General features: G+C 66.5%; 32 protein-coding genes, 4 tRNA genes and 1 riboswitch. Of the genes, 13 read left to right on the top strand and 23 right to left on the bottom strand.

The features are described 5' to 3' along the window. Window positions 1–3 precede the first annotated feature (3 nt). Window positions 4–630 (bottom strand): DUF47 domain-containing protein, encoded by a 627-nt coding sequence (locus ACZK1G_RS07640; RefSeq protein WP_004152833.1) that lies wholly within the window; start codon window positions 628–630, stop codon window positions 4–6. 292 nt (window positions 631–922) lie between these two features. Between ACZK1G_RS07640 and ACZK1G_RS07635 the strand changes: the two genes are divergently transcribed. Continuing rightward, entirely contained in the window at window positions 923–2,227 is a 1,305-nt protein-coding gene (locus ACZK1G_RS07635; protein WP_049445691.1) for a hemolysin family protein, read from the top strand. Beyond that, on the top strand, window positions 2,211–2,870 hold the full coding sequence (locus ACZK1G_RS07630; protein WP_014036728.1) for an exopolysaccharide biosynthesis protein: 660 nt from the start codon (window positions 2,211–2,213) through the stop codon (window positions 2,868–2,870). The genes ACZK1G_RS07635 and ACZK1G_RS07630 overlap by 17 nt, the downstream gene beginning before the upstream one ends. Window positions 2,871–2,962: 92 nt before the next feature. Here ACZK1G_RS07630 and ACZK1G_RS07625 read toward each other — a convergent pair whose 3' ends face one another. The 4 genes from ACZK1G_RS07625 to ACZK1G_RS07610 form a co-directional block, all read right to left on the bottom strand. Continuing rightward, window positions 2,963–3,460, bottom strand: coding sequence for a pyridoxamine 5'-phosphate oxidase family protein (locus tag ACZK1G_RS07625; protein ID WP_101765247.1), 498 nt, complete (start codon window positions 3,458–3,460; stop codon window positions 2,963–2,965). 68 nt (window positions 3,461–3,528) lie between these two features. Next, window positions 3,529–4,524, bottom strand: a complete 996-nt coding sequence (locus tag ACZK1G_RS07620) for an LLM class flavin-dependent oxidoreductase (protein WP_101765246.1) — start codon at window positions 4,522–4,524, stop codon at window positions 3,529–3,531. Between the two features lie 190 nt (window positions 4,525–4,714). Next, the gene (locus ACZK1G_RS07615) at window positions 4,715–5,482 is read right to left on the bottom strand and encodes a sulfurtransferase (RefSeq protein ID WP_049445696.1); all 768 of its coding nucleotides are present in this window, start codon (window positions 5,480–5,482) and stop codon (window positions 4,715–4,717) included. Window positions 5,483–5,776: 294 nt separating this feature from the next. Then, window positions 5,777–6,142, bottom strand: a complete 366-nt coding sequence (locus ACZK1G_RS07610) for a DUF6164 family protein (RefSeq protein ID WP_101765245.1) — start codon at window positions 6,140–6,142, stop codon at window positions 5,777–5,779. A gap of 70 nt (window positions 6,143–6,212) precedes the next feature. Here ACZK1G_RS07610 and ACZK1G_RS07605 point away from each other — a divergent pair, with 70 nt between their 5' ends. Next, entirely contained in the window at window positions 6,213–6,647 is a 435-nt protein-coding gene (locus ACZK1G_RS07605; RefSeq protein WP_014036723.1) for an FKBP-type peptidyl-prolyl cis-trans isomerase, read from the top strand. Beyond that, a complete protein-coding gene (locus ACZK1G_RS07600) occupies window positions 6,634–7,881 on the top strand; it encodes a TIGR03862 family flavoprotein (protein ID WP_101765244.1) in 1,248 nt (415 codons plus the stop codon). The genes ACZK1G_RS07605 and ACZK1G_RS07600 overlap by 14 nt, the downstream gene beginning before the upstream one ends. Window positions 7,882–7,918: 37 nt before the next feature. Here the strand turns inward: ACZK1G_RS07600 and ACZK1G_RS07595 are convergent, their stop codons facing one another. The 4 genes from ACZK1G_RS07595 to ACZK1G_RS07580 all read right to left on the bottom strand — a co-directional run bounded on the left by ACZK1G_RS07595 (window position 7,919) and on the right by ACZK1G_RS07580 (window position 11,989). Beyond that, a complete protein-coding gene (locus ACZK1G_RS07595; protein WP_049445701.1) occupies window positions 7,919–8,380 on the bottom strand; it encodes a GNAT family N-acetyltransferase in 462 nt (153 codons plus the stop codon). Between the two features lie 75 nt (window positions 8,381–8,455). Then, entirely contained in the window at window positions 8,456–10,078 is a 1,623-nt protein-coding gene (locus tag ACZK1G_RS07590; protein WP_101765243.1) for an FMN-binding glutamate synthase family protein, read from the bottom strand. Between the two features lie 55 nt (window positions 10,079–10,133). Then, window positions 10,134–11,420 carry a nucleotide sugar dehydrogenase gene (locus ACZK1G_RS07585; protein WP_080347537.1) on the bottom strand — a complete coding sequence of 429 codons (1,287 nt, stop codon included), beginning with the start codon at window positions 11,418–11,420 and terminating at the stop codon, window positions 10,134–10,136. 134 nt (window positions 11,421–11,554) lie between these two features. Beyond that, window positions 11,555–11,989, bottom strand: a complete 435-nt coding sequence (locus ACZK1G_RS07580) for a BLUF domain-containing protein (RefSeq protein ID WP_014036718.1) — start codon at window positions 11,987–11,989, stop codon at window positions 11,555–11,557. Window positions 11,990–12,120: 131 nt separating this feature from the next. Between ACZK1G_RS07580 and ACZK1G_RS07575 the strand changes: the two genes are divergently transcribed. Next, a tRNA-Leu gene (locus ACZK1G_RS07575) sits at window positions 12,121–12,207 on the top strand. A 23-nt stretch (window positions 12,208–12,230) separates the two neighbouring features. Here ACZK1G_RS07575 and hemN read toward each other — a convergent pair. Together hemN and ACZK1G_RS07565 are read right to left on the bottom strand one after the other, a co-directional pair. After that, on the bottom strand, window positions 12,231–13,640 hold the full coding sequence (gene hemN, locus ACZK1G_RS07570; RefSeq protein ID WP_101766389.1) for an oxygen-independent coproporphyrinogen III oxidase: 1,410 nt from the start codon (window positions 13,638–13,640) through the stop codon (window positions 12,231–12,233). A 44-nt stretch (window positions 13,641–13,684) separates the two neighbouring features. After that, the gene (locus ACZK1G_RS07565) at window positions 13,685–14,125 is read right to left on the bottom strand and encodes a group III truncated hemoglobin (RefSeq protein WP_049446087.1); all 441 of its coding nucleotides are present in this window, start codon (window positions 14,123–14,125) and stop codon (window positions 13,685–13,687) included. Window positions 14,126–14,304: 179 nt separating this feature from the next. On the opposite strand from ACZK1G_RS07565, the gene ACZK1G_RS07560 reads away from it, so the two are divergent. Together ACZK1G_RS07560 and ACZK1G_RS07555 are read left to right on the top strand one after the other, a co-directional pair. Next, entirely contained in the window at window positions 14,305–14,592 is a 288-nt protein-coding gene (locus ACZK1G_RS07560; RefSeq protein ID WP_049446085.1) for a hypothetical protein, read from the top strand. Further along, entirely contained in the window at window positions 14,589–15,638 is a 1,050-nt protein-coding gene (locus ACZK1G_RS07555; protein WP_049446083.1) for a 4Fe-4S dicluster domain-containing protein, read from the top strand. The genes ACZK1G_RS07560 and ACZK1G_RS07555 overlap by 4 nt, the downstream gene beginning before the upstream one ends. A 9-nt stretch (window positions 15,639–15,647) precedes the next feature. On the opposite strand, the gene ACZK1G_RS07550 is transcribed toward ACZK1G_RS07555, so the two are convergent. Further along, window positions 15,648–15,884: a hypothetical protein gene (locus tag ACZK1G_RS07550; protein ID WP_005416001.1), complete on the bottom strand. Its 237-nt coding sequence runs from the start codon at window positions 15,882–15,884 to the stop codon at window positions 15,648–15,650. Window positions 15,885–16,237: 353 nt separating this feature from the next. Continuing rightward, window positions 16,238–16,420 carry a helix-turn-helix domain-containing protein gene (locus tag ACZK1G_RS07545; protein ID WP_322108138.1) on the bottom strand — a complete coding sequence of 61 codons (183 nt, stop codon included), beginning with the start codon at window positions 16,418–16,420 and terminating at the stop codon, window positions 16,238–16,240. 138 nt (window positions 16,421–16,558) lie between these two features. Between ACZK1G_RS07545 and ACZK1G_RS07540 the strand changes: the two genes are divergently transcribed. Further along, on the top strand, window positions 16,559–16,960 hold the full coding sequence (locus ACZK1G_RS07540) for a helix-turn-helix domain-containing protein (protein ID WP_005415999.1): 402 nt from the start codon (window positions 16,559–16,561) through the stop codon (window positions 16,958–16,960). 22 nt (window positions 16,961–16,982) lie between these two features. Beyond that, a riboswitch (Fluoride riboswitch) is annotated at window positions 16,983–17,046 on the top strand. Between the two features lie 81 nt (window positions 17,047–17,127). Then, entirely contained in the window at window positions 17,128–17,520 is a 393-nt protein-coding gene (gene crcB / locus ACZK1G_RS07535; RefSeq protein ID WP_014036647.1) for a fluoride efflux transporter CrcB, read from the top strand. Window positions 17,521–17,523: 3 nt separating this feature from the next. Here crcB and ACZK1G_RS07530 read toward each other — a convergent pair whose 3' ends face one another. Both ACZK1G_RS07530 and ACZK1G_RS07525 read right to left on the bottom strand, forming a co-directional pair. After that, window positions 17,524–18,357 (bottom strand): AraC family transcriptional regulator, encoded by an 834-nt coding sequence (locus tag ACZK1G_RS07530; protein WP_049446456.1) that lies wholly within the window; start codon window positions 18,355–18,357, stop codon window positions 17,524–17,526. Window positions 18,358–18,453: 96 nt separating this feature from the next. Then, the gene (locus ACZK1G_RS07525; protein ID WP_049446079.1) at window positions 18,454–18,966 is read right to left on the bottom strand and encodes a P-loop nucleotide/nucleoside kinase family protein; all 513 of its coding nucleotides are present in this window, start codon (window positions 18,964–18,966) and stop codon (window positions 18,454–18,456) included. A gap of 261 nt (window positions 18,967–19,227) precedes the next feature. On the opposite strand from ACZK1G_RS07525, the gene ACZK1G_RS07520 reads away from it, so the two are divergent. After that, on the top strand, window positions 19,228–20,304 hold the full coding sequence (locus ACZK1G_RS07520; protein ID WP_049446454.1) for an alpha/beta hydrolase: 1,077 nt from the start codon (window positions 19,228–19,230) through the stop codon (window positions 20,302–20,304). Window positions 20,305–20,312: 8 nt separating this feature from the next. On the opposite strand, the gene ACZK1G_RS07515 is transcribed toward ACZK1G_RS07520, so the two are convergent. Beyond that, the gene (locus ACZK1G_RS07515; protein WP_080347532.1) at window positions 20,313–21,245 is read right to left on the bottom strand and encodes a LysR family transcriptional regulator; all 933 of its coding nucleotides are present in this window, start codon (window positions 21,243–21,245) and stop codon (window positions 20,313–20,315) included. 106 nt (window positions 21,246–21,351) lie between these two features. On the opposite strand from ACZK1G_RS07515, the gene ACZK1G_RS07510 reads away from it, so the two are divergent. Together ACZK1G_RS07510 and ACZK1G_RS07505 are read left to right on the top strand one after the other, a co-directional pair. Beyond that, window positions 21,352–21,972, top strand: a complete 621-nt coding sequence (locus tag ACZK1G_RS07510; RefSeq protein WP_101765242.1) for an FMN-dependent NADH-azoreductase — start codon at window positions 21,352–21,354, stop codon at window positions 21,970–21,972. Window positions 21,973–22,029: 57 nt separating this feature from the next. Beyond that, entirely contained in the window at window positions 22,030–22,794 is a 765-nt protein-coding gene (locus ACZK1G_RS07505; protein ID WP_049446073.1) for a thioesterase family protein, read from the top strand. Window positions 22,795–22,809: 15 nt separating this feature from the next. Here ACZK1G_RS07505 and ACZK1G_RS07500 read toward each other — a convergent pair whose 3' ends face one another. Together ACZK1G_RS07500 and ACZK1G_RS07495 are read right to left on the bottom strand one after the other, a co-directional pair. Next, window positions 22,810–23,079 (bottom strand): hypothetical protein, encoded by a 270-nt coding sequence (locus ACZK1G_RS07500; protein ID WP_042358614.1) that lies wholly within the window; start codon window positions 23,077–23,079, stop codon window positions 22,810–22,812. Window positions 23,080–23,202: 123 nt separating this feature from the next. Next, window positions 23,203–23,907 (bottom strand): ArsR/SmtB family transcription factor, encoded by a 705-nt coding sequence (locus tag ACZK1G_RS07495; RefSeq protein WP_101765241.1) that lies wholly within the window; start codon window positions 23,905–23,907, stop codon window positions 23,203–23,205. A gap of 105 nt (window positions 23,908–24,012) precedes the next feature. On the opposite strand from ACZK1G_RS07495, the gene ACZK1G_RS07490 reads away from it, so the two are divergent. Then, complete coding sequence (locus tag ACZK1G_RS07490) at window positions 24,013–24,654, top strand: flavin reductase family protein (RefSeq protein WP_049446068.1); 642 nt, start codon at window positions 24,013–24,015, stop codon at window positions 24,652–24,654. Window positions 24,655–24,664: 10 nt separating this feature from the next. Here ACZK1G_RS07490 and ACZK1G_RS07485 read toward each other — a convergent pair whose 3' ends face one another. The 5 genes from ACZK1G_RS07485 to ACZK1G_RS07465 all read right to left on the bottom strand — a co-directional run bounded on the left by ACZK1G_RS07485 (window position 24,665) and on the right by ACZK1G_RS07465 (window position 25,978). Continuing rightward, window positions 24,665–25,186 carry a GNAT family N-acetyltransferase gene (locus ACZK1G_RS07485; protein WP_049446066.1) on the bottom strand — a complete coding sequence of 174 codons (522 nt, stop codon included), beginning with the start codon at window positions 25,184–25,186 and terminating at the stop codon, window positions 24,665–24,667. Window positions 25,187–25,245: 59 nt separating this feature from the next. Continuing rightward, complete coding sequence (locus ACZK1G_RS07480) at window positions 25,246–25,374, bottom strand: hypothetical protein (RefSeq protein WP_265093458.1); 129 nt, start codon at window positions 25,372–25,374, stop codon at window positions 25,246–25,248. Window positions 25,375–25,544: 170 nt separating this feature from the next. Beyond that, window positions 25,545–25,618 (bottom strand) — tRNA-Cys (locus tag ACZK1G_RS07475). 66 nt (window positions 25,619–25,684) lie between these two features. Continuing rightward, window positions 25,685–25,760, bottom strand: a tRNA-Gly gene (locus ACZK1G_RS07470). Window positions 25,761–25,902: 142 nt separating this feature from the next. Beyond that, window positions 25,903–25,978, bottom strand: a tRNA-Gly gene (locus ACZK1G_RS07465). Between the last annotated feature and the right edge of the window lie 17 nt (window positions 25,979–25,995).

Here is a 25,995-nt window from a genome sequence, read left to right as displayed (position 1 = left end):
CCGTCAGCTGTTCTTCAACACGATCTGGTACGCCACCACGCCGGCCTCGCGGCAACGGTCGATGGCCTTTTCCAGGATCTCGAAGAATTCCTTCAGCAGGAACATCTGCAGGTTGTCCAGGCGGCCCGAATAGATGTCGCGGTACAGCTCGAGCATCAGGCGGTCGGCCTCGTTCTCCAGCGAGCGCAGCTTCTCGTTGAGCGCGGTCATCCGGTCCAGGTTCATGTGGCGCAGGTCGGCCACCATCTCCACCACCACGCCGGCAGCCTGTTCCAGCATCGCCGCGCGCGGCGCGAAGTCGATGTGCTCCAGGTGGGTCGTGGCCAGCGAATAGCGATCGGCGAACTTCTCGATCTGCTTGGGAATCTTGTACAGCGCCGAGCCCAGCGCTTCGATGTCTTCGCGCTCGATCGGGGTCATGAAGCTGTCCACCAGCGCCTGGCTGATCTTGTCCGAGGCCGCGCGTTCGCGCAGGCGGGCCAGCTTGAAGGCGTCCAGCGCGGGCTGGCGGTCGGCCTCGCGCAGCATGGAATGCAGCGCCTTGGCGGCGTCGGAAGCCGCGACGGCAGCCTCATCGAGCAGGGTGTAGAACTGTTTGCCGGAACCGAAAATGGTCTGCAGAGAGAACATTGAGAAACCTGTCAGCCGTCGCGGGAAGGACGGCACCAGACGGAATTATGACGGCTAGATGACCATCACGGGTATCCCCGCCCCCTTTCGAGGCCTTGGAACCCCCAACCTGAACAGGCGGTTGCCACCCTGCCATGCCCCTTTGCTAAGATGCCAGCGCGCCTTCGGGCGCACCTTATGGACGACGACCCTTATCCCCCTGCGCCGCGCCGGACCCTGTTCCTGAGCGCCAGCCGCCATCGCAAGCACCCGCCCTCCCTGCCACCAACCGGGGACGACGCCCGTGTTTGAAATGATCCTGATTGTCTTCGCGCTTGTTCTGCTGAACGGCTTCTTCGCCATGTCCGAGATGTCGGTCATGACCTCGCGCAAGAGCCGCCTGAAGCAGATGGCCGCCACCTCCAAGCGTGCCGCCAAGGCGCTGGAGCTGTCGGAGAAGCCGGAGAGCTTCCTGTCCACCGTGCAGATCGGCATCACCGTGATCGGCGTGCTGACCGGCTACCTCGGCGGTGAAGCGCTGGGTGAAGCCTTCGCCGGCTGGATCCAGGGCCTGATGCCCGGCTTCGCCTACGCCGGCAACATCGGTACCGCGCTGGCGGTCAGCCTGATCACCTTCATCACGCTGATCTTCGGCGAACTGGTGCCCAAGCGCCTGGCGCTGACCCGCTCGGAGGCCATTGCCGGCCTGGTCGCGATGCCGATGAGCTGGCTGGCCAAGCTGGCCCTGCCCTTCGTCTGGCTGCTGTCCAAGACCACCCAGCTGGTGCTGCGCCTGTTCGGCCTGGGCAAGGATGAAGTCGCCTCGGTGACTGAAGAAGAGATCCGCATGCTGGTGGCCGAGAGCCACGAGGCCGGTGTGATCGACGCCCACGAGCGCGACATGATGAACCGCGTCATGCGCCTGGGCGACCGCACCGCCGACAGCCTGATGACCCCGCGCAACCGCATCGCCTGGCTGGATACCCAGGCCGGGCTGGAGCGCAACCTGGAGATCATGGCCGAGCACGAGTTCTCGCGGTACCCGGTATACCGCGACAACGACATGGACGTGGTCGGCGTGCTTGAACTGAAATCGCTGGCCACGCGCATGGCGCGCGGTGACAACGCGCTGTTCCAGACCCTGCGCGAACCGCTGTACGTCTCCGAATCAACCCACGCGATGAAGCTGCTGGAGATCTTCCGCGAGGAACAGCAGTCGATGGCGCTGGTGGTGGACGAGTACGGCGAAATCCAGGGCCTGGTGACCATCAGCGACCTGATGGGCGCCGTGGTCGGCCGCCTGCAGGCGGTGGAGAACGCCGACGAAGATGCGCTGGTGGTGACCCGTGAAGACGGTTCGCTGCTGGTGGACGGCTCGCTGCCGATCGAGGACCTGCGCGAGCTGATCGGCAGCAACGATCTGCCCGATGCCGAGGATGGCGATTACTACACGCTGGCCGGCATGTGCATCCACTACTTCGGCCGCATCCCGCACGCGGGCGAGTACTTCGACTGGGCCGGCTGGCGCTTCGAGGTGGTCGACCTGGATGGTGCGCGGGTGGACAAGCTGCTGCTGCGCACGCTGTCCGACGAGCAGGCCGATGAGCTCACCGCCTGAGGCCGGCCAGGGTCCGGGCGTTGAGCGCCCGGCCTACCGCAACGAGGGCATCCGCACCCTGCTGGAGATGTTCGCCTCCGGCGACCCGGCCGAGCACATGCCGCTCGGCCAGATCCTGTGCAACCTGCAGCAGAGCGCGTTCGGCGTGTTCCTGTTCGTGGCGATCCTGCCCTCGTTCATCCCGATCCCGGGCATGGGCGGCGCGGTCAGCGGCCCACTGGTGATCCTGATCGGCCTGCAGATGCTGTTCTGCCTGCGCCGCCCGTGGCTGCCTGGCTTCATTGCCCGCCGTGGACCGAAGCGCGGCACCATGCACCGCTTCCTGGACCGCATCGACCGCCCGCTGCGACGGCTGGACCGGATGCTGAAACCGCGCCTGCCGCAGCTGCTGACACCGCTGCCTGCACACGCCTTCACTGGCCTGCTGCTGGTGCTGCTTGGCATCCTGCTGTCGCTGCCGATTCCCTTCACCAACTTCCTGTTCGGCTTCCAGCTGCTGCTGTTCTCGCTGGCACTGCTGGAACGCGATGGTGCGCTGATGCTGTTCAACTGGATCGCAGCGTTGGCGGCGATCGCGTTCTTCGGCTTCAGTTCGGGACAGCTGGTGGGCTACACGGTGGAGCTGTTCCAGCGTTGGTTCTGAGCCGGAATCCGGTAGAGCCGGCCGCTGGCCGGCTGCCACGTTTCCAGGTTTGCCGGCCAGCGGCCGGCACTACCAATGCCGAGCATCGGCCATCATCGAAGGTCGATGAATCCATTGTCGGCCAACGGCGCGGGCTCGTCCTGCACGGCCGACAGCACGAAACTCAGCGCCGTCCCCAGCAGCGTGCCCGGGCCATCCCAGTATTCGGCCGAGTCGGCGCGCACCTGGATCAGGCGCAGGTTCGGGTCGTCCATGCCGCCCGGAAAGAACAGCTTCATGGCCGGCGACCACAGCTCTTCGATCTTCGCGCGGTCGTCGACGATGCGCGCACGCCCTGCCACCGACACATAGGTGTTCTTCGAAGGCGAGGCGTAGGCCACGTTGACGTATGGATCAAGTGCGATCTCGGCGACCTTGGGGCTGTCGGCGGTGATGACAAACCACAGATCACCGTCGAAGGTGACCTGCTGGGTGGCCAGCGGCCGGCTGTAGAGTCGTCCATCGACGCCGGTCGTGGCGAACATCGCCACCTCGACGTCCTTGATCAGCTCGGCCAGTTGGGCGATGTGTTCGGCGCGGGTATCAGCCATGTGGGGGCTCCATCGGTGTGAGCTCCCATCAGACGCGGTTCGGCCGCAATGGGCCGTGACGCAATTGTTCAGCCCGCGTGGCGGGTGTGCCAGGCGTGCATGGCCAATTCGAACGAGCGCAGGCGCGCGCGGTGGTCATACAGGTTGGCGGTAAGCATCAGTTCGTCGGGCTTGTGGCGCTCGACAAACGCGGCGATGCCTTCGGCCACCTGCTGAGGATCGCCCAGCACGGTGCAGGCCAGCGCCCGCTCCACACCCAGCTTTTCATGCGGTTCCCAGAAAGTCTCGATATCGTCGATCGGTGCCGGGATCTTGCCCGTTCGACCTCGGCGCAGGTTGACGAAACTCTGCTGCTGGCTGGTGAACAGGCGGCGCGACTCGGCTTCGCTGTCGCTGGCAACGACGTTCAGCGCCAGCATTGCGTGTGGCTGCTTCAACGTCGCCGAGGGGCGGAATTCGCGGCGATACACCGCCAAGGCTTCGTCCATCACGTCGGGCGCGAAGTGCGAGGCGAACGCATAGGGCAGGCCCATCGAGGCGGCCATGCGCGCGCCGAACAGGCTCGAACCGAGGATCCAGGTCGGCACCCGCAGGCCGCCACCGGGAACGGCCTGCACTGCCTGGCCAGGCTGCACCGGCTCGAAATAGTGCAGCAGCTCGCGTACGTCCTGCGGGAACTGGTCGGCGCTGTCGAAGTAGCGACGCAATGCACGCGCGGTTGGCTGGTCGGTGCCCGGCGCACGGCCCAGGCCGAGGTCGATGCGGTCCGGATACAGCGAGGCCAGCGTGCCGAACTGCTCGGCCACCTGCAGCGGCGCATGGTTGGGCAGCATGATGCCGCCGGCACCGACGCGGATGCGCTTTGTTCCACCGGCGACGTGGCCGATCAGCACGGCGGTGGCCGCGCTGGCGATGCCTGGCATGTTGTGGTGTTCGGCCAGCCAGTAGCGGCGGTAGCCCAGCGCATCGGCGTGCTGGGCCAGTTCCAGCATGTTGGCGAAGGCAGCGGTGGTGTCACTGCCCTCGCAGACCGGGGCCAGGTCAAGGATCGACAACGGGATCATCAGCGGTTTTCCGTCACAGGATCCCCCATGCATGGGGTCGGCCAGGCGCGGCGGCCAGTGACGGTGGCGGGATGCTGATTCCCGTGGGGCCGGTTCATGGCGGGTCGCGCTTGATCCGGTGGTGCCGACCGCTGGCCGGCAGGCAAAGTGCCCTGGCAGCCGGCCAGCGGCCGGCTCTACCGGGGAAGCGTCAGAAAGCGCTGGGGCGCGGCTCCGGTAGTGGCTGGTCGACCATCGGCTTCAGTTCGGCATCCAGCGCCACGCGCTCGTCGAACACGAAGCAGCGGCCTTCGTAACCTTCGCCGCCCACCTCCTCGAAGTAGCCGAGGATGCCGCCATCGAGCTGCAGCACGTTGTCCATGCCATCGTTGGCCATCCACAGTGCGGCCTTCTCGCAGCGGATGCCGCCGGTGCAGAAACTGACCACGGTGCTGTCCTTCAGCGCTTCGCGGTGCGGCGCCAATGCCTCCGGCAGGTCGGTGAACTTGTGGATGGGCAGCACCAGCGCATCCTTGAAGGTGCCGTACTCCACTTCCTGCAGGTTGCGGGTATCGAGCATCACCACCGGCTTGCCAGCGTCGTCATGCCCCTGCCGCAGCCAACGCTGCACGGTGGCCGGATCGATCGCCGGGGCGCGCGGATAGTCCAGCGGCTGGCCGTCATCGCGGCGGAAGCTGATGATCTCGTCCTTCACCTTGGCCTTCAGCCGCGCGAACGGCTGGTGCTCGCTCAGGCTGGTCTTGACCCGCATATCGGCAAAACGCGCATCGGCATGCAGCGCGGCGTAGAAGCCCTCGACCGCCTCCGGCGCACCGGCCAGGAACAGGTTCAGCCCCTCGCCGGCCACCAGGATCGTGCCGCGCAGCTCCGCCGCCTCGGCGCGCGCCAGCAACTGGTCGCACAGGGCCTGGGGGGCGTCAATGACGGCGAAATGGTAGGCAGCGGTATTGGCGATCATCCTGCCATTTTAGCGCCTCCTGCCCGCACAGACAGATTCAGGGGGTCAGAGCCCTCTGCGCGGCAGAGGGATCCGACCCCGGCAGGCACCCGGAACCTGTCAGAGGCAGGGCGGTGTGGGCAGGCGGGACCGTTGGCGCCATGGATGGCGCCATCGAGCCCCCATGGACGGGTTTACGGCGTGTCCCGCCTGCCCACACCGCCCTGCCCACCACGGATTGCCTGCTGTTGCTGTTGCTGTTGTAGTTGCCCTGGCATCGGCGGGTGCCGGGTGCAACCCGGCCAGAAGCCCCCATTACCCCCGCAACAGCATGAACGGCAGCAGCACCAGCGCCGCCGCGACTGCCATTCCCAGCAGTACCAGCACCACGAACACCGGCCGCCGCCGGAACAGGCTGCTGAACGTCTCCGCCGTGCCGTCGCGCAGCGCCTGTTCGCGCTCGGCGCGCACGCGCACACCGCGCGCCGCCTGGTACTCGGCCATCAGCGCCTTCGCACGCGGATGATCGGCATCCTCGCGCAGCCACAGGCCGCCATTGGAAATGCCCCAGGGGCTGGGTTCGGTGCGATACCAGGCGATGCCGTGCTGGTCGAGCAGCGTGCAGACATCGGCATATTCGTCGTCGCCGACATTGCGCAGATTGAGCAGGAGTTTTGCCATGCACCCATGATACCCGGCGCCGATGCGCTACCCTTGCCGCCCTCGCCCTGCGCCCTACCGGAGACGCCCGATGCGCCGCCTGCTGCTCCCCCTGCTGCTGTCCCTCGCCGCCGTTGGCTGCTCGAGCGAGCCCTCCGGCCCGCCGCCGGGCGGCACCCTGACCACCTTCGAACGCATCGATACCGTGCCCGGCACCGGCGCCGAGGCCGTCTCCGGCAGCAAGGTCACCGTGCACTACACCGGCTGGATCTACGACAACCGCACCGAGAGCAAGCACGGCAAGACCTTCGACAGCTCGGTCAGCCGTGGCGAACCGTTCACCTTCGCCCTCGGCGCCGGCCAGGTCATCCGCGGCTGGGATGAAGGCGTGGCTGGCATGAAGGTCGGCGGCAAGCGCACGCTGATGATCCCGCCGGACTATGGCTACGGCGACCGCCGGGTCGGCCCGATCCCGGCTGGCTCGTCGCTGGTGTTCGATGTCGAGCTGCTCGATGTCAAACCGTAATACCGCAACGCCCCATCGGGTCGCCGTCATCGGCGGTGGCCCGGCCGGCCTGTTCGCCGCCGAGCGCCTGCGCGCCGCTGGGCTGGACGTGGACCTGTACGAGGCCAAGGGTTCACCCGGCCGCAAGTTCCTGATCGCCGGCAAGGGCGGCCTCAACCTCACCCATTCCGATCCGCGGCCGCTGTTCGACAGCCGCTACCGCGAGCGGTCCACGGCCGTGGGCCGCTGGCTCGACGGCTTCGACGCGCAGGCGCTGCGCGACTGGGCCGCCGGCTTTGGCGTGGAGACCTATGTCGGCAGCTCCGGCCGCGTGTTCCCGGTCGACCGCAAGGCTGCACCGCTGCTGCGCGGCTGGGTGCGCCGACTGAAGGAACAGGGCGTGCGCCTGCATGCCAACCACCGCTGGACCGGCTGGGGCAACGACGGCGCGCTGCGCTTCACCACCGAAGCGGGCGAGATCGATGTCCACGCCGATGCCACCGTGTTGGCGATGGGTGGTGGCAGCTGGCCGCAGCTGGGCAGTGATGGCGCCTGGGTCGCCCCCTTGCAGGCACGAGGCGTGGACATTGCGCCGCTGCAATCGGCCAACTGCGGCTTCGACATCGACTGGACGCCGTTCTTCGCCCAGCGCAATGCCGGTGCACCGTTGAAGCCGGTGGTCGCGCACTGGATCGACCTGGCCGGGCAGCCACAGTCGCTGCAGGGCGAATGCGTCGCCAGCGAGTACGGCATCGAAGGCAGCCTGATCTATGCGTTGGCGGCCGACCTGCGCGAGACCATCAACCGCGATGGACACGCCATGCTGTGGCTGGACCTGGTGCCTGGCCGAGACGAGGCGCGCCTGCTGGGCGACCTGTCACGCCCGCGCAAGGGCCGCAGCTTCGGTGAGCACCTGCGCCGCCAGGCCGGCCTGGATGCGGTAAAGGCCGCGCTGGTGTTCGAGATCCTCGGCAAGGATGCGGGCAACGACCTGCCTGCCGTGGTCGCCACGCTCAAACGCCTGCCACTGCGCCTGCTGCGGCCACGGCCGATGGCCGAAGTGATCAGCACCGCCGGTGGCGTGCGCCTGGACGCACTCGATGATGACCTGATGCTGCGGGCAGTGCCCGGCGTGTTCTGTGCCGGCGAGATGCTGGACTGGGAGGCACCTACCGGCGGCTATCTGCTGACGGCGTGCTATGCCAGCGGCCTGCGTGCCGCCGAGGGCGTGATCGGTTGGCTGGCCGGGCGGTGACGCCTGCGTTGTAGCGTCGAGCAAGCCCGGCTCTACATCACCATGGCCTGCGCATGCTCACCGAGGCCAGCGCCACACCGCTGGGATGCGCATAGGCTTCCTCGCGCACGCTGACAAAGCCCTGCCGTTGATAGAACGGCACGGCATTGAGCGAGGCCGACAGAACCACCTCACGCTCACGATCGGCCATCGCCAACAGGCGCTGCATCAGCGCCTGGCCGATCCCCTTTCCGCTACGATCCGGATCGACGAACAGCGCGTCGACTTCATTGGCATCGGCATCGAACACGCCGAAACCGAGCAGGCCGCCCTGTCCGTCCTCGGCCACCACGCAACCACCCTGCCCCAGCAGCCTCGCGTACTGCAGCGGCGGTGGCGAGGCCGACCACGGCGCAATGACCGCCGGCGGGTAATGGCTGCTGCAGGTCTCGCGCACACAGCGCGTGCGCAGCGCCCACAACGTGGCGACATCTTCGATGGTGCCGATCCTGAACTGCATGGCGCCTCCTTGTAGGGTCGAGCTTGCTCGACTGCGTGGAAAAGCAGTCGAGCATGGCTCGACGTTACAGAATCGTTATCGCGACTTGCTGGCGCGCAGCGCCTGGATCTTCGGCGGCGGCTGGAACGAATCGCTGCGTGCATCGGCCCAGAATGCATGGAACACCGCATGGTCCGGCACCTTGTGCAGCAGCTCGCCCGGTTCCAGGTAGCGGTACAGCGACGCCAGCGAACGGATTTCCACCGGCGAGACGCGGCGCAGGATGTGCTCCGGCCCCAGCTCGGCCGGATCGTTCAGGCCCGCCGCACACAGCAGCTCCTTCAGGGCGTGCAGCGTGTGCTCGTGGTAGCTGTAGACACGGGTGGCCTTGTCCGGTGCATCCAGGTGCTTCCAGCGTGCCGGGTCCTGGGTGGCGATGCCGGTCGGGCACTTGTCGGTGTGGCAGCTCAACGACTGGATGCAGCCCAGCGCGAACATGAAGCCACGGCCGGCATTGCACCAGTCGGCGCCGAGCGCGATGGTGCGCGCGATGTCGAATGCGCTGGTGATCTTGCCCGCCGCGCCGATACGGATGCGCTCGCGAAGATCCAGGCCGACCAGAGTGTTGTGCACCAGCAGCAGCGCCTCGTGCATCGGCACGCCGACATGGTCGACGAATTCCGCCGGTGCTGCGCCAGTACCGCCCTCGGCACCGTCGACCACGATGAAGTCCGGCAGCAGGCCGGTTTCCTGCATTGCCTTGGCAATGCCGAACCACTCCCACGGGTGGCCAATGGCCAGCTTGAAACCGACCGGCTTGCCGCCGGACAGTTCGCGCAGGCGGGCGACGAACTGCAGCAGTTCGATCGGCGTCGAGAACGCCGAGTGACGCGACGGCGATACGCAGTCCACGCCCATCGGCACGCCACGGGTCACCGAGATCTCGGCGGTCACCTTCGGCGCCGGCAGCACGCCGCCATGACCGGGCTTGGCGCCCTGCGACAGCTTGATCTCGATCATCTTGACCTGGTCATGGGTGGCGTTGGCGACGAAGCGCTCTTCACTGAAACCGCCCTTTTCGTCACGGCAACCGAAGTAGCCCGAGCCGATCTCCCAGACCAGATCGCCGCCCATCTCACGGTGATACGGTGAAATCGAACCTTCGCCGGTGTCGTGGTAGAAGCCCCCCTGGCGCGCGCCTTCGTTCAGCGCGCGGATCGCATTGGCCGACAGTGAACCGAAGCTCATCGCCGAGATATTGAACACACTCGCCGAATACGGCTTGGCACAGTTGGCGCCGATCAGCACGCGGAAGTCATGCTTGGCGATGGCGGTCGGCGCCAGCGAATGGTTGATCCACTCGTAATCCACCGCATAGGTGCTGCGCAGCGTACCGAACGGCACCGTGTCCATCTCGTTCTTGGCGCGCTGGTAGATCAGAGCGCGCTGCTGGCGCGAGAACGGCACGTCCTCCAGGTCGCTCTGCACGAAATACTGGCGGATCTCCGGGCCGATCGACTCCAGGCCGTAGCGGAAGTGCGCCATCACCGGATAGTTCCGGCGCAGCGTGCTGCGCTTCTGCAGCAGGTCCCAGGTCCCCAGCGCCACCATCGCGGCGGTCAGGCCGACGCCCCAGTACCAGGCCGGCCAGATCGTGGCCAACCACAGGCAGATGGGGAACATCAGGATGGCGAGCAGGTAGACGATATACCGGTGCATGGCGTTCCTTGGTTGCAACTGCCTGCGAGTCTACCGCGCTGCCCGCCGCCCGGGTTTACAGGCGATCGTCAACCACGTTGCGTGGCCAGGCCGATTTCACGTCGTAGACCAGGCCGCCCGGTGCCAGCAGCGACCGGATACCGACCTCGTCCATCGCCTTGAAGCGGGCATGGGCTACCGCCAGCACCACCGCGTCATAGGTCCCTGCCACGGGTTCGGCCAGCCACTGCACGCCCTCATCGGCCAATGCCGCCGGGCCGACCCAGGGATCACTGACCTCGACCTGTGCACCGGCATCACGCAGGCGCTGCGCCAGCTCCAGCGCACGGCTGTTGCGCAGGTCCGGGCAATCCTCCTTGAAGGTCACGCCGAGCACCAGGATGCGCGACTGTGCAGGTACGCGACCGCGTTCGGCCAGCATCGCCAGCACCCGCGACGCCACATGCTCCCCGACGCGGTTGTTGACCTGCCGCGCGGTGTGGATCAGGTCCGGGTGGTAGCCCACGCTCTCGGACTTGTGCAGCAGGTAGTACGGGTCCACGCCGATGCAGTGGCCGCCGACCAGGCCCGGCCGGAAGGGCAGGAAGTTCCACTTGCTGCCCGCCGCATCCAGCACATCCTGGGTATCGATGCCGAGCCGGTCGAAGATCAGCGCCAGCTCGTTGACCAGCGCGATGTTGACGTCACGCTGGATGTTCTCGACCACCTTGGCCGCCTCGGCCACGCGCATCGACGGCGCCGGGAACGTACCGGCGGCAATGATGCGCTGGTACAGGCCATCGATCACCGCAGCCACTTCCGCTGTCGACCCCGAGGTGATCTTGCGGATGTCGGCCAGGCGCCGCTGGCGGTCGCCGGGACTGACCCGCTCCGGGCTGTAGCCGCAGTAGAAATCTTCGTTGAAGCGCAGGCCCGAGCCTTCTTCCAGCAGCGGTACGCAGACCTCTTCGGTAGTGCCCGGGTACACCGTGGATTCGTAGATCACCAGGTCGCCCGCGCGCAGATGGCTGGCGATCAGCCGCGTGGCCGAACGCAACGGCTCCAGATCGGGCTGCTCATAGGCATCGATCGGAGTCGGCACGGTAACGATGTAGACATTGCAGGCATCGAGCTGGGCCGGATCGCTGCCGTACTGCAGCTGCTGTGCACTGGCCAGCTCATCGGCCTCCATTTCCAGCGTGTGGTCCTGACCATCGCGCAGCTCGGCAATGCGATCAGCATCGATGTCGAAGCCCAGCGTCGGCCAGTGCCGGCCAAAGGCCACCGCCAGCGGCAGGCCGACGTAGCCCAGGCCGATCACCGCGAATCGCGGGGTTTCCGCTGCCGCAAGGGAAGCGCTCACTGACATGTCCTGCGCAACGGCATGCGTACCGCCATGGCTTCGGCCGACCTGATCATTCGCTGCACCACTCCGGGTAAATCCACGCCAGAAAGGCTACAGCCTAACGGCCCGAGTGCCTGGCCGCCAAGATGGGATCAGGAGCCCAGTGCGACCGCAGCCGGCTCCAGTTCGCCATCGGCGCCGGTCCAGGCCTGCAGCAGGCGCTCGAAGCCACCGCTGCCAAGCAGGAAGCCCGGCCACGCCGATTCGACGATCTGTGCCAGCAGCTCCGCATCGATGCGCCGGGTTCCCATCGACCAGCGCGGAAACGCCCGCTGCGCCACCGGCGCGCGGCAGAGCACCTTCAGCTGGCCATGGCTGCGCGCATTGACGATGCGCTGGTACACCGAATCGATGCCATCTTCGGGACCCTCCAGATACTGCAGAAAGCGCGAGCCGTCGAACATCAGCACACCGGTGACGCCGGCTACACGGTTGAATGCCGTGGCATCGGCCAGCAGGCGGTCAAGATCGGTTGTCTGCAGATCGGCGCGGGCCTCACTGGCATAGGCAATCGCGTGCAGCGACATCAGGTGGCTCCCCCCCTGGGAACGATGGCTGGGACTATGACATGAATAGGAACGACAGTTAAGCACGTCACTGCGCCGATGCAATCCAGCCGCCGTGCGGCGGGTGGGCTACAATCGGCGCCGCGCTGCAGGCCCGGATGGCGAAACTGGTAGACGCATCGGACTTAAAATCCGCCGGGGGCAACCCCATGCCGGTTCGATTCCGGCTCCGGGCACCATGCATGCACTGCGCGACGGAACCTCAGATCGCACGCGAGTAACGCGGCTGCTCGTGGGCGGCACGCAGGTACGGGTCGAAGCACATCGCCAGCAGCCGCAGCAGCGGCCGCCCCGGCTCGCTGGCGCGCACTACACCGTCCCGATATTCGGCCAGGCCATCTTCCTGCAACCGCTGCACCGAACGCAGGTCTTCGGCAAAGTACCGCTCGAAATCAACACCATGGCGCTGGCCCAGCACCGTGCCATCCACCTCGCCCTGGCACATCAGCTGCTGGATCAGTTCCGCACGCAGCTGGTCGTCGGCACTCAACGCCACGCCGCGCCAGACCGGCAGCTGGCCCTGGTCCACCGCATCCTCCCACGACGGCAGGTCGCGCGGATTCTGGCTGTAGGTGGCACCGATGTGGCTGATCGCACTCACGCCCAGGCCGAGCAGATCGGTATCGGCGTGGGTGGTGTAGCCCATGAAGTTGCGATGCAACTGGCCGGCACGCTGCGCACGCGACAGATCCTCTTCCGGCAACGCAAAGTGATCCATGCCGATGTACTGGTAGCCGGCCGACGAGAGCCTCTCCACCGCCAGGCCCAGCAGCGCCAGCTTGTCTTCCGGTGAAGGCAACCGGCTCTCGTCGATCTGCTTCTGCGCACGGAACAGATGCGGCAGGTGCGCGTAGCCGTAGACCGCCAGGCGATCCGGGCGCAGCGCCAGCACCCGTTCGAGAGTGCGGCCGAAGCCTTCCAGGCTCTGCCCCGGCAACCCGTAGATCAGGTCGACGTTGACCGAACGCATGCCGCTGTCGCGGCACGCGCGCAGGATGTCCAGCGTCTGCTGCACGCCCTGTATGCGGTTGATCGATTCCTGTACGTGCGGATCGAAATCCTGCACGCCCAGGCTGGCGCGGTTGAAGCCCAGCCGCGCCAGCATGGCGACGTCGCGGGTATCAATGAAGCGCGGATCGAGCTCGATCGAGAAATCGCGCTGCGGCGAATCGCTGAAATCGAAGCGCCGGCGCAGCCCCTCCACCAGCGTGGTCATCGCCTCGGCATCAAGGAAGTTCGGCGTGCCGCCTCCGAGATGCAGCTGGATGACCTCGCGGCCGTCCTCGAACTGCGGCGCCAGCAGGTCGGCCTCGGCCAGCACGCGCGAGACGTAGCTGTGGCCACGGCCGCGATCGCGGGTGATCACCCGGTTGCAACCGCAGTAGAAGCAGGGACTGGAACAGAACGGCACGTGCACGTACAGCGACAGCGCACGGGCCTGCTGGTTGCTGTCGGCGATCGCCTGGCGCAGCGCCGGCGCGTCGAAGCCATCATGGAAATGCGGCGCGGTCGGGTACGAGGTGTAGCGCGGGCCCGGCCGGTCGTGCCGGCGCAGCAGGTCGGGGTCGAAGGTCCAGGCCAGGCCACCGGCGGCGGGAGAGAACGTGTCCATGCCGCCAGCATCGCGCCGCGCAGACGTGACCGCCTTGACCCAGATCAATCCTTGGCAGGGATGCCCAGCACCGGCAGGCCCACCTGCGGCCAGCGCAGCATCTGGTAGCGCTTCCAGAAGGTGTCACCGATGCGTGCGGCCACGTCGTTGGCCAGCTCCTGCATCGGCGGGTTGTTGCACTCGGCGGTGGTGATCCGGAACAGCACCAGCCAACGGTCGAACAGGTCCTTGTCCAGCTCGATGGCCATGTGCTTGGACATCGGCGAGCCCTTGAAGCGGCGGGTACCGCGCAGCATCGCCGACCAGAAATCGACCAGCTGCGCCAGGTGCTCCGGCCAGTCGTGGACGTGCGCCTCGAACACCGGCCCCAACCGCTCTTCCTCGCGCACGCGCGCATAGAAGTCGTGCACCAGGCGGGTCACTTCCTGCTCGGTGCACAACTCGGGCGAGGCGACGGGAAGAACAGGCGGCTGCGTTGCGTTCATCGGGGTACCCAAAGCGTGCCGGCAGTGTGCCCCAGCCGGGCCGCACCACCGTTGATCCAGATCAATGTCGACGCAGTCCGCTGCACCTAGGCTGGCACGCTTGCAGGAAGCATGCCCTGCGGATGCTGCGCCGGCCTCGGCGGAGTATACGCGCCGCCCTCATTCCGATCCGGGACAGCATGAACAGACCCTCTCCCAGCCGCCGCCAGCAGCTGATCCAGCACTGGGGCGCCATCCTCTGGCCCAGCTTCATCGCCGCGGGCCTGGCCAGCGTGGTGTTCTTCGCCTTCGTCGACCCGTTGCGACTGCAGGCGATCAGTTTCCCGGGCACGGCGATCAGCCGCGAACTGGGCTATACGGCAGGGTTTTTCATGTTCTGGTCGGTGACGGCAGTGTCCAGCGCGGTCACCTGGTACCTGCAGCGCCCGATGCCCAGCGACGACGACGACGAGCTGCCGCTGGGATGAGCATGCCCTGCACTGGAACTCCACGCCCCTGGCGTTGGCGCGGCGCGCTGAGCGCGCTCCTGCTGGCACTGTTCTATGCGTTGCCATGGCTGCGCTGGAACGGGCAGCAGGCGCTGCTGCTGGACATCAATGCACGACGCTTCGACCTGTTCGGCTGGACATTGTGGCCCGGCGACGTCGGCGTGCTGATCGGTCTGCTGGCGGTGCTGGCCGTTGCCCTTGCGTTGCTTACCCACCTCGCCGGCCGTGTCTGGTGCGGCCACGGCTGCCCCCAGACGCTGTGGCGGCGTGCCTTCGACTGGATAGCACACGGCATGGCGCGGGTTTTGCCGGTGCCGGCGGTGCGCCCTGCCACCCAGCTGGCCTGGGCGTTGCTGTCGCTGTGGACCGGCATCACCTTCGTCGGCCTGTTCAGCCCGATCGGAGAACTGGTGGACGCTGCGCCACACGCCGGCTGGAGTGGCTGGGAAACGTTCTGGGTGGTGTTCTATGCCGCAGCGACCTGGGGTAATGCCGGCTTCCTGCGCGAACAGGTGTGCCGTTCGCTGTGCCCATTCGCGCGCATGCAGCCACTGCTGACCGATCCGTACACGCCCCGCATGTTGTACGACGCGCGCCGCGGCGAACCGCGCGGCATGCGCCCGTCGGGCCTGGGGGGCGTGCTGGGCCGCGGCCGCGGCCTGCTCGACCCGACCACCGCGCAGGACTACGTATTCCGTGCCGCGCATCCGCTGCTGGCCGGACCGATGCCCACCTTCAGCGCCGACCGCCTGGGCGACTGCACCGATTGCGCCGCATGTGTCAGCGCCTGCCCGATGCAGCTGGACATCCGCCAGGGACCGCAGGCCGATTGCCTGGCCTGCGGCGCCTGCCTGGACGCCTGCGCGCGGCAGCAGCACCAGGCCGGTTTCGGCTCGGGGCTGGTGCGTTACTGCAGTCCGCAGGCCATGGCCGGGCAACCGCGGCAATGGTGGCGACCGCGGACCCTGGCACTGCTTTCGATGCTGCTGGCGTTGTTGGCCTGTGGCGCCTGGCGCCTGCTTTGAATCAACGGATCAACGCGGCCCGTTGGCGTGCGGCGGTACCAGCTGCGCACGTCGGACAATGCCGAGCTGCTCGATGATCAGCGCCATTTCATTGGTGACCTCGGTACGCTCGGTCCCCTGCGGGACCAGGCGGTCCAGCACCTGCTGGTAGGTATCCCAGAACGCCGGACCGCATCCGTGTTTGTGATAACTGGCTTCCAGTTCGCGGCGTACCCGTTCAGCCAAGCCATGCATGCCGTATTCCATACGACCTCCGTTGGACTTGTTCTGCATCGTTGACGGTCTACCGACTCACTTGCGAGCTACTGAAAGACTCCCGGGCTTCACGCCCGGTTGATGCCAATTAGTCATAGATTTCACGACAGGTCAATTACATGCAGCGACTTTCGTGATCGAAATTATTAATCGTTCACGAAACCACATACGGGATGACAGGGTCCCCGGATGGGGCGGACCCGACACACTACCCGATCCCCCCACCCCCTGCTCCAGTAGGCATCACCGATGGCCGAGCCCCGTTCCATCGAAGTTTCCTATATTGCTAAGCATACTTAGCAAACCACGCTTAGAGTGCTATATGCGACAAAATGCGGCGCAGTTCAGACCTCTTCGGCCTCTGCGGCCTCAGTCGCCGGGAACAGATTGGGGTAGCGCTGATGCAGGATGTATTGGCGCAGCGCAGGAATCGGGAAGTCCCTGGGCCATTGCGACACCGCAGATCGGCTTATGCCAAAGAAGCGCGCCAGTTCGGCATCGGTCCGGAAACCCAGCCGGATGCGCACCTACCCCTTGCTCCAGAATTCGGTCACGGTCGGTCCTTCTGTTAACCAGACTTATTCTTGGAACAAGGGAACTTTGCGATCTACGCGTTAAGCTGGCTTGCATAGATGAATACTCTCGGCCAACGACTCGCCATTGCCATGAAGAAAGCCGGGCACCCTCGCCCGGCCGATCTGGCCCGCGCCGCCGATTCGACGACGGCAACCATCAGCAACTGGCTCAACGACCATGTCAGCCCCGCCCATGTGAAGGCCGAACAGCTGTTCCGCATCGCCGATGCGGCCAAGCTGGACGCGCGCGAACTGCTGTATGGCGTGAGCGGGCTTGGCGTCGGTGAACGGGGCAATACCTACATCCCCAGCCAGGCCCACCTGGACGTCTGGCAGGACGCCTACGAACTGGTCAGCCATCTGGTGGAGGAGAAGGGGCTGGAGATCGATCATCGCCGCCACGCAGCATTGGACCTGCTGGCCTTCGAACTGCTGATGGACGGCTTCAGCCGCAGCAAGGTCATCCGGGTACTGACGACCTCGATGACGTGAATGCACTGCCGCTGGTAGCATGGTCGTCGATGGGGATGGGGCTCCCCCGATAACCGCCTGAAAGGGCTGATGGCTCCTGCCAGGACGAACCGGTGTTCGTCGACGGCAGGCCGTGCCCGCCCTCGGCGTTCGCCATCGAATCAGCGAACCCCTACCCGAGGCACGTGATGCACGCATTGAACAACTATTTGCTGGTCTTCATCGGCGGCGGACTTGGTGCCTGCCTGCGCCACGCCTGCAACCTGATCGGTGCGCGCGTGGCGGTCGGCAGTCCGTGGCCCTGGTCGACCTTCCTGATCAACATCAGCGGCGCACTGCTGATGGGCGTGCTGGTCGAAGCCTTCGCCCTGCGCAATGGCGCCTCGCCGCAGCTGCGACTGCTGCTGGCCACCGGCGTCCTCGGCGGCTACACCACGTTCTCCACCTATGCACTGGAAATCGGCCTGCTGCTGCAGCGCGGCCAGCATGGCCTGGCAGCGCTGTACGCCGGCGGTTCGGTGGCACTGGGCCTGGTCGGCCTGTTCGGCGGCATGAAACTGGCGCGGCTGGTGCTGGGCTGAGGCTTAGGCAGCGCCGGCGCGGGCCTGTCCGCGCCACTCCCGCGGCGACTGCCCGGTGTGCGCCTTGAACGCGCGCGACAGCGCCGCTTCGCTGCCGTACCCCACATCGTCGGCAATCCGCTTGAGCGGTCTGCCCTGGCGCAGCGCCTGCTGCGCCAGGCCCACCCGCCAACCCTGCAGATACTGGCCCGGCGTGGTGCCCATCGCCTCACGGAAGCTGGCGGCAAACACACTGCGCGACATGCCGGCGACGTCGGCCAGGTCTTCCAGCGTCCACGCCTGCGCCGGCGCTTCATGCATCGCCACCAACGCCAGCCGCAGCCGCGGATGGCCGAGCCCGGCGAACAGGCCACCACGCATCTCGCCGCCTTCCATCAACTGGCGCAGCACCTGGATCAACACCACCTCGAACAGCCGGTTGACCATCGCCGCACGCCCGCAGCGCTGCTCGAAGGCCTCTTCGAACAGCAGCTCCAGTGCTGCGCTGCCGCCGTAGAGATCCGCCAGCGGCATGCAGATGAATTCGGGCAACGCGGCGCTGATCGGGTTCAGCCGGCCGCCCTCGAAATGCAGGTTGGCGCAGGCCATGTCGGCGCCCTGCTGCGGATCGGTACTGAACCGGTGCGGCATCGGCCGCGGGTACAGCAGCAGGCTGGGGACGTCGACCTGGAGGGTCTGCTGGCCGTGGCTGACCTGCAGCGGCCCCCGCCGCACCAGGTGCAGCTGGCCGGCCTCATCTTCCCCCTGCAGGGTGTTGATGCCGCACAGCGCGCCGGCATGGAACACCGAGGCGGTGACCGCGAAACGTTCGAGCAGGATGGCGAGACGGTCGACCACGATGGGACTCCAGATCAAGCGAATAGGGTTCAATGCGTCAGATCGTATCGGAATCGCCACCACCATGATCGACTGAACACGGCCATTTGCAGGAACTCACCCCTCCTGTGCATGACGGATCACCACGAAGCCCTCCTCCGGCACAGGTGCCACGAAGTGGCAGGTGATCTGCTCAAAGGCTTCATCGCTGGCCTGGAACGGGTGCTCACCGCGCGCGTTGCGGGCACGCAGACGCGCCTTGCAGATGGCGTCGGGAACATCGAGAAAATGCAGCTGATGGGCAACGCCGGCCGACTCGAACAGTTCGCGGCCCCAGGCGCGGGCGGCGGGCGTGTTGAACGGAACGTCGAGCACGACCGAGACGCCGGCCTGCAGGATCGCGCGGACATGCTGCGTCAGCGCAGCGCGCAGTGCTGCCGCGCGCTGCAGGTAGTCGGCGACGGAATGGATCTGGCAGGGATACAGCGCCGCCAGCCAGGCGTCTTCGCTGATCAGCACGTGGCACGGCTGCGCCACCAACCGCTGCGACAGAGTGGACTTTCCGGCGCCGATCTTGCCGCACACCAGGTGCAGGGTCGGGGCGTCGCCGGTCGATGAAAGAGGGTGCATCTGCGTTCTCCTCGGTGGATTCCAGTACCCGGGAGAGCGCCGCATGCAACCCGCCTTCCCGGGCGGGTTGCATGGCCATGACGACCGCGCGCTACCCCGCCTTCCCGTGGGGAATGCGGATAATCGACGCGGCAGTGTGCTGGGCCATGCCGCCAGCGTAGAGCGCAGCACGGCCGACCGGCAATCCCCTGCGGCAGTGCAGCGCGCGCAACAATTCGCGGGCATCTATGCTCGGCGCCATTCCCGGATGGAATGACCACGATGCGCCCCTTGCTTCGATGCGCCCTCGCCCTCGGCCTTCTGCTGCCTGCGGCATCGCTGCTGGCTGCGCCACCCACTGCACCACGCATGCTCAGCGGCGAGCTGCAGGGCGCCCCCTGGCGCCTGGACGTACCGGCTGGCTGGAACGGCGACCTGGTGATGCTGGCGCATGGCTATGAACCAGTGGGTGTGCCACGCTCTACGCCGATGACCGCCAATGACAGCACTGCAACGCTGTTGGCCGCGGGCTACGCCGTCGCGCAGAGCGCCTATGCCAGCCAGGGCTGGGCCGTGGCCGATGCGATCACCGACATGGAACGCCTGCGCCAGCACGCGCTGGGCGAACTCAAGCGCGTGCGCCACACTTGGCTGCTCGGATTCTCGATGGGCGGCGCAGTGACCTTGGCCAGCCTCGAGCGCTACCCGCAGCACTACGCCGGTGGCGTCTCGCTGTGCGGTGCCAACCTCAGTGGCGAACAGATCGCCACTGACCTGCTGACCACGCTGGTCGCCTTCGATTACTTCTTCCCCAACGCGGAAGGCCTGCCGGCCAGTGGACTGGCATCGCATGAAGCGGCCGCGTTGCCGCAGGCAGCGCTCTATCAAGGCATCGCCGGCGCGCTGCAGCAGAACCCACAGCATGCCGAGGTACTGGCCAGGCAACTGCAGGTCGCTCCGGATGCGCTGGCCGGCACGATCAGCCTGCATGCACTGGTCCTGCACGAACTGGCGACACGTAGCGGCGGCATGCCGGTGGGTAACAGAGGCGTGGTCTACCGCGGCTTCGGCGACGACACGGCGTTCAATGCCGGCGTGCAGCGTGTCGACGCCGTGCCCGCGGCACAGGCCGATATCCGCGCCAAGCTGACACTGAGCGGCGCGTTGAAGCGACCGCTGGTGATCCAGTTCAACAACAACGACCCCACCATCGTGCCGCATATGCAGACGGTGTATCCGCAGCTGGCGGCCCATGCCGGCGCACGGCCGTTGCCGAAGGTGCTGCCTGCGGCAGGCGAAGGGCATTGCGGATTCGCTGAAGCCGACGTGGTCGAGGCGTTGAAGGCCGCCAGCTACTGAACTGACGATCAGCTGCGCAACAGCGGGGCGGCCTCCACCTCCAGCAGGCGCGCCGGTAACTGCTGCAGCAATGCGTCCACCGCCACCCGCGTCTTCAGCGGCAGGTGGGGCACCCGCGGCCACACCGCGTGGATCGGATAGATCGCACTGGAGGCGGCCGGAAGAACTTCCAGCAACCGCCCCTGCTGCAGGGCATCGCGCACCAGCCAGTACGGCAGCCAGGCCACGCCCAGCCCAGCCACGGCCGCATCGGCCACGCCCTGCAGATCGTCCATCTGCACGCGCGCGTCCGGCTTCAACACCAGCGGCTCGCCATCCACCCGCATCTTCCATTCCATCACCTGGCCACGCCGGCTGTAGGCCACCGCCTCCAGCCCACGCAGTGCATCGACGGTGTGCGGCAGCTCGCGCCCGGCCATGAATGCCGGCGAGGCGCAGATTGCCATGCGGTGTTCCCCCAGCGGCCGCGCCACCAGATCGCTGCTGTCGGGCAACGCGCCAATGCGGATCGCGAGATCGATGCCCTCTTCGCGCAGGTCGACCGTACGATCATTGAACTGCAGGTCCAGCGCCAGCGCCGGATGCTGGCGGGCCAGCTCCAACAGGATCGGTGCGATGCACAGGTGGCCGAACAACACCGGCAGTGACACGCGCAGGCGACCGGCAACCTGGGTGCGCCCGCCTTCGAGCGCGGCCTCGCCTGCACGGATTTCCTCCAGCGCGCGCAGGCAATGCTGGTAGTAGAGCGCCCCGGCCTCGGTCAACTGCTGGCTGCGTGTGGTGCGCAGGAACAACGGGGTGCCGAGCCGGGCTTCCAGCCGCGCAATGCTCTTGGCCACCGCCGAGCGGGTGACCCGCAGCGCGTCGGCCGCCTGCGCGAAGTTGCCGGCCTGCACCGTGGCCACGAACACGTCGATACCGTTCAGATCGGACAAGGCCACAATGTATCCAATCAGGAACCAATGGAAGGAAAAAATAGCGCCACTGGCGAAGTTTTTAAAGTCTAGAGTGGGCGCCCTCCCCTTCCACGCAGATCGACTTCCCGCCATGAGCAAGGTGCTTGTCCTCCACTCCAGCCTCAACGGCACCGCCTCGCGCAGCGCCGGCCTGATCAATCGTTTCCTCGCCGAGCGTGCCGCGCAGGGCTTCGATGACGTCGTCACCGTGCGCGACCTCACCGCACTGGACCTGCCAGTGCTGGATGAGGAGATCTTCCACGCACTGCGCGGTGCAGAGAACCCGGGGCCGCGCGCACGACAGGCCATCGCGCTGTCCGATGCGCTGATCGGCGAGCTGATGGACAGCGACCTGCTGCTGATCGCCGCGCCGATGTACAACCTCAACGTACCGACGCCGCTGAAAAACTGGTTCGACCTGGTCGCCCGCGCGCGCGTGACCTTCCGCTACACCGACACCTGGCCACAGGGCCTGGTCCAGGGCGTGGAAGCGGTGGTGTTCAGTCCGCGCGGCGGCGTGCATGTCGGCCAGGGCACCGACACGGTGACGCCCTACCTGCAATCGGTGCTGGGCCTGATCGGCATCACCGAGGTTGATTTCGTCTACGCCGAAGGCATGGACATCCGTCCACATGGCATCGAGCAGGGCATGGCCCGCGCGCAGGCACAATTGACCGCATTGGCGCAGCGCATGCCATTGCCGAACGCTTAGGATGCAGAGGCCGGCAACCGTCCTGCCGCCTCTTTCCCCGCTGAAGCAACGCACCCGATGGCCTTCTTCGAACGACTGAGCGACACCCGCTACCTGCCGACCGAGCATACCGGCGGCGCCTGGAACATCCGCGAGCAGCACATCGCACCGGCGATCGGGTTGCTGGCCCACCACCTGGAACGCGACGCTGCGGCGCGTGGCCATGGCTTCCTGATCGCGCGCCTGTCCTACGACATCCTCGGCACCATCCCGATCGAAGCGATGGAGGCTGAGGTGCAGGTGCTGCGCAGCGGTCGCACCATCGAACTGGTGGAGGCCACACTTCGGCACGGTGACCGTCCGGCGCTGCGTGTGCGCGCGTGGTTGATGCGCCCGAACGATACCGGGGCCATCGCCGGCACGCCGATCACCGGCATTGCGCCGCCGGAATCGATGCCGGCGTGGGACCCGGGCACGGTCTGGCCCGGTGGTTTCATCCAGAGCATCGAGATCCGTCGCCACGACCAGGGCCCCGGCCGCGCAACCTACTGGGCCCGCGCAACGCAGCCGCTGCTGGACGGTGAGGCGGTCAGCCCATTGGCCCGTGCCGCCACCCTCTTCGACCTGTCCAACGGCATGGCGGTACGCGCCGATCCGAAGGAGGTCGCCTTCCCGAACCTGGACCTCACCGCTCACCTGTTCGGCATGCCCGAAGGCGAGTGGCTGGGCTTCGACACGTCGGTGTCGTTCGGCCGCCAGGGCATCGGCCTGACCAGCACCGTGCTGCACGATGCACGCGGCCCGATCGGAACACTCGGCCAGGCGCTGACGGTGCGCCCGTAAACGCAACGGGCGGCGTCAGCCGCCCAGCGTGCCCATGGTGAAGGTGTAGCCGGAACTCATCAGGAACTCGCGCATGCGCATTTCCGCGCGGCGCGGTGAGGCCAGATTGGCCGGTGCGTACAGCGCGTAGACCACGCCGGCGCCTTCGATTGACTCGCGCCGCACGCCACAGTGGCGGGTCTCCGAGGCGACCACCCAGCCATCCTTCAACCGGTCCGGCCCGATCGATTGGCCGTTCATCAGCCGGAACGTCAACCAGCGTACTTCCGCAGCGGATTTGCTCATCGGCGGCATTCCGGTTGCGTACTGCGGTCCATCATGTCCTTGCTCGCCATTGCAGCTCCCTAAGACTTGGAACCTGACCATAGCGCCTCCGCATGTCGCGGGCGAATGAGACTGGTCGGGCGCTCAGGTCGCCAGGCCGAACCACTTCCACAACGCCTCGCGCCCCGGCGGGGTCAGCCGCAGTTCGCGACGGCCTTCAACACGCCGCAGCCAATCGTTGTTCACGAAGCTGTCCAGCATCGCCTCGCCGACCAGCCCGGCCAGATGCGGGCGCCGCTCGGTGCAGTCCAGGCATCCCCGGCAATAGCGCGCGGGCCTGGTCGTCACCGGCTGCTGCAGTACCTCGGCCAACGGCTGGCCGAGCTCCCGCAGGAACGCCGCCCCCTCTGCGCTCACCTGCCAATAGCCGTCGCGCTGCAGCACGTGCCCGGCCTGCAGCAGGTGATCGGTGATGGCCACCGCATGCACGCCGGCCAGGTGGCGATAGCACGAGCGCGCCTCGCGCAAGGCCGGCAGGCTGCGTGACGCGGCGGCGGTGCATGAGGGCGTGCGCTCGGCCACACGCAGGATGCCCTCCAGCATGTCCGCGACCTCGGTCGACGCCAGCCGATGGTAGCGATGGCGGCCCTGCGGGATGACCACCAGCAGATCGCCTTCAATCAGGCGCCGCAGGTGCGTGCTCGCCGTCTGCGGCGTCACCCCGGCCACCCGCGCCAGTTCCATCGCGGTGTACGCGCGGCCATCCATCAGTTGCAGCAACATGGCGGCGCGTGCCTGGTCACCGACCAGGGCACCGACACTGACAAGGGAACCGGAGGTGTGGACCATGCCGGCATTGTGGCATGCAGGGCCCGGCCGACAGTTCGATGCAGGCCGAAGCATTGCCGGCCTGCCCCGGCGCACAGTCACCGCCCCGCTCTTCCGAGAACCGCAGTGACGAACCCTTCGATCCAGCGTCGGCGCATCACGCCTTCGGTCCTGTACCCGGGCACGCCGGTACTGCTGATGACCACGCTCAATCCCGACGGCAGCAGCAACATCAGCCCGCTCTCTTCGTTCTGGGCGCTGGGCAACCGGGTGGTGCTGGGGCTCGGCACGCAGGGCCAGGGCTATTGCAACCTGCAGCTGCGCAACGAGTGCGTGCTGAACTTTCCGTCTTCTGCACAGGCGGCCCAGGTCGAGGCCATCGCGCGGGCGACCGGCCGCGATCCAGTTCCCGACGCCAAGCAGGCGATGGGCTACGTGCATGTGCGTGACAAGTTCGCGCTGGGCGGCTTCAACGCCATACCGTCATCGCAGGTGGCACCCGCTACGATTGCCGAGTGCCCGCTGCAGGTGGAAGTCACAGTGATGGCAATGCACGCGCCCAGTGATGACGATGGCCAGCACTTCGTGATCGTCGAAGGCCGCATCCGCTGCGTGCATGCGCATGAGGCGATCACCCATGCAGGCAGCCAGCACATCGATGTCGCGCGCTGGAAACCGTTGATCTATCTGTTCCGCCACTACCTGGGCGTGGGTGAACCGGTCGGGCGCAACTTCCGCGCTCAGACGCCGGCCCATGACCCGGCATAGAGGGGGTGATTCAAGGTGTCGGCGATGATGGGTGGCCGGTCACTGAAATCCAGTACGACACCATGTCCACATAGCGGCCGTCGCGCTTCACCGCGCGCGGCTCGACGCCGGATTCGGTGAATCCCAGCGATTCGTACAGTCCACGCGCAGCAGCGTTGTCCGCCAGCACCGTCAGCGTGAGCGACTCGATGCTGTCCATGCGTGCCGCCGCGAATGCCGCAAGGAACAGTTGACGGGCGATGCCATGACCACGATGGGCTGCGCCAACATGGACGCTGTGGATCTCCGCCGTGTGCCGCCGCGCCAACCGCACCGGGCGCACGTAGCGCAGGAAGCCAATCAGTGCCGCCTGGTCGAAGGCACCGAAGTAACGGGTATGAGGGTCATCAAGCTGCGCCCGCATCACCTGCGAGGAATCGCCGGCCGCCTCGGCCAGCGTGGACAGGAATGCAGCGGGCGACTCGCGCAGCGCCTGCAGGCGGGCCTCCCAGAGCATGTCCGCATCGTCTTCGGTCAGTAGCCGGATGATCATGTCGCGCGCCTGCCGCAATTTCTATGCTGGAGCCAGCGTAACAGCCCGGACATCATCAGCTACAGGCAGGCCATGCCCATCAGCGACATCGCCGGCGCCAGCCAGGCCATGCGCGGGGGCGCATCGGCACCCAGCGCTACCTGGAACAGCAGTGGCGTCAGGATCGAGAAGATGCCGACGGCATACATGCCGTGCAGCGGGCTGCCCGTGTTGTTCGGCGTCGCTGAACATGGCGACGCCGAACAACACGGAGGTCAATGCGGTCAACGCCAATCGGCGCTTACAAGCCAGACTTTGCATCGCGCGGTTGCCGTGGGGAAAAACAAAAAAGCCCTGACCGGAGTCAGGGCTTTTCAATTGGAGGCCTCAAGCGGAATCGAACCGCTGTAAACGGATTTGCAATCCGGTGCATAGCCACTCTGCCATGAGGCCAACGTACTGCGCGCCAGGAACAGGGCCCTGACAAGACAAAACCCCATGATGGGGCCTGTCGGAACATGGAGCGGGAAACGAGACTCGAACTCGCGACCTCAACCTTGGCAAGGTTGCGCTCTACCAACTGAGCTATTCCCGCGTAAGCCGACATGGTACCGGAAATCCGGAACACACACCAGCGATTTCACCTTTCTGACTGCGCGTAGAGCCTTGTGGCCCAACGTGCCCCGCCTTGCCGTGGTGGGAGAAAAACAAGGCCCCTACCGGGGCCCTGTAGAATCTGGAGCGGGAAACGAGACTCGAACTCGCGACCTCAACCTTGGCAAGGTTGCGCTCTACCAACTGAGCTATTCCCGCAGATTCCGTTCGACCTG

Source organism: Stenotrophomonas sp. 109824_Sma, assembly GCF_056480025.1.
Note: the sequence above shows the minus strand (reverse complement) of the source record. Positions and strands in the feature narration are given on the sequence as shown.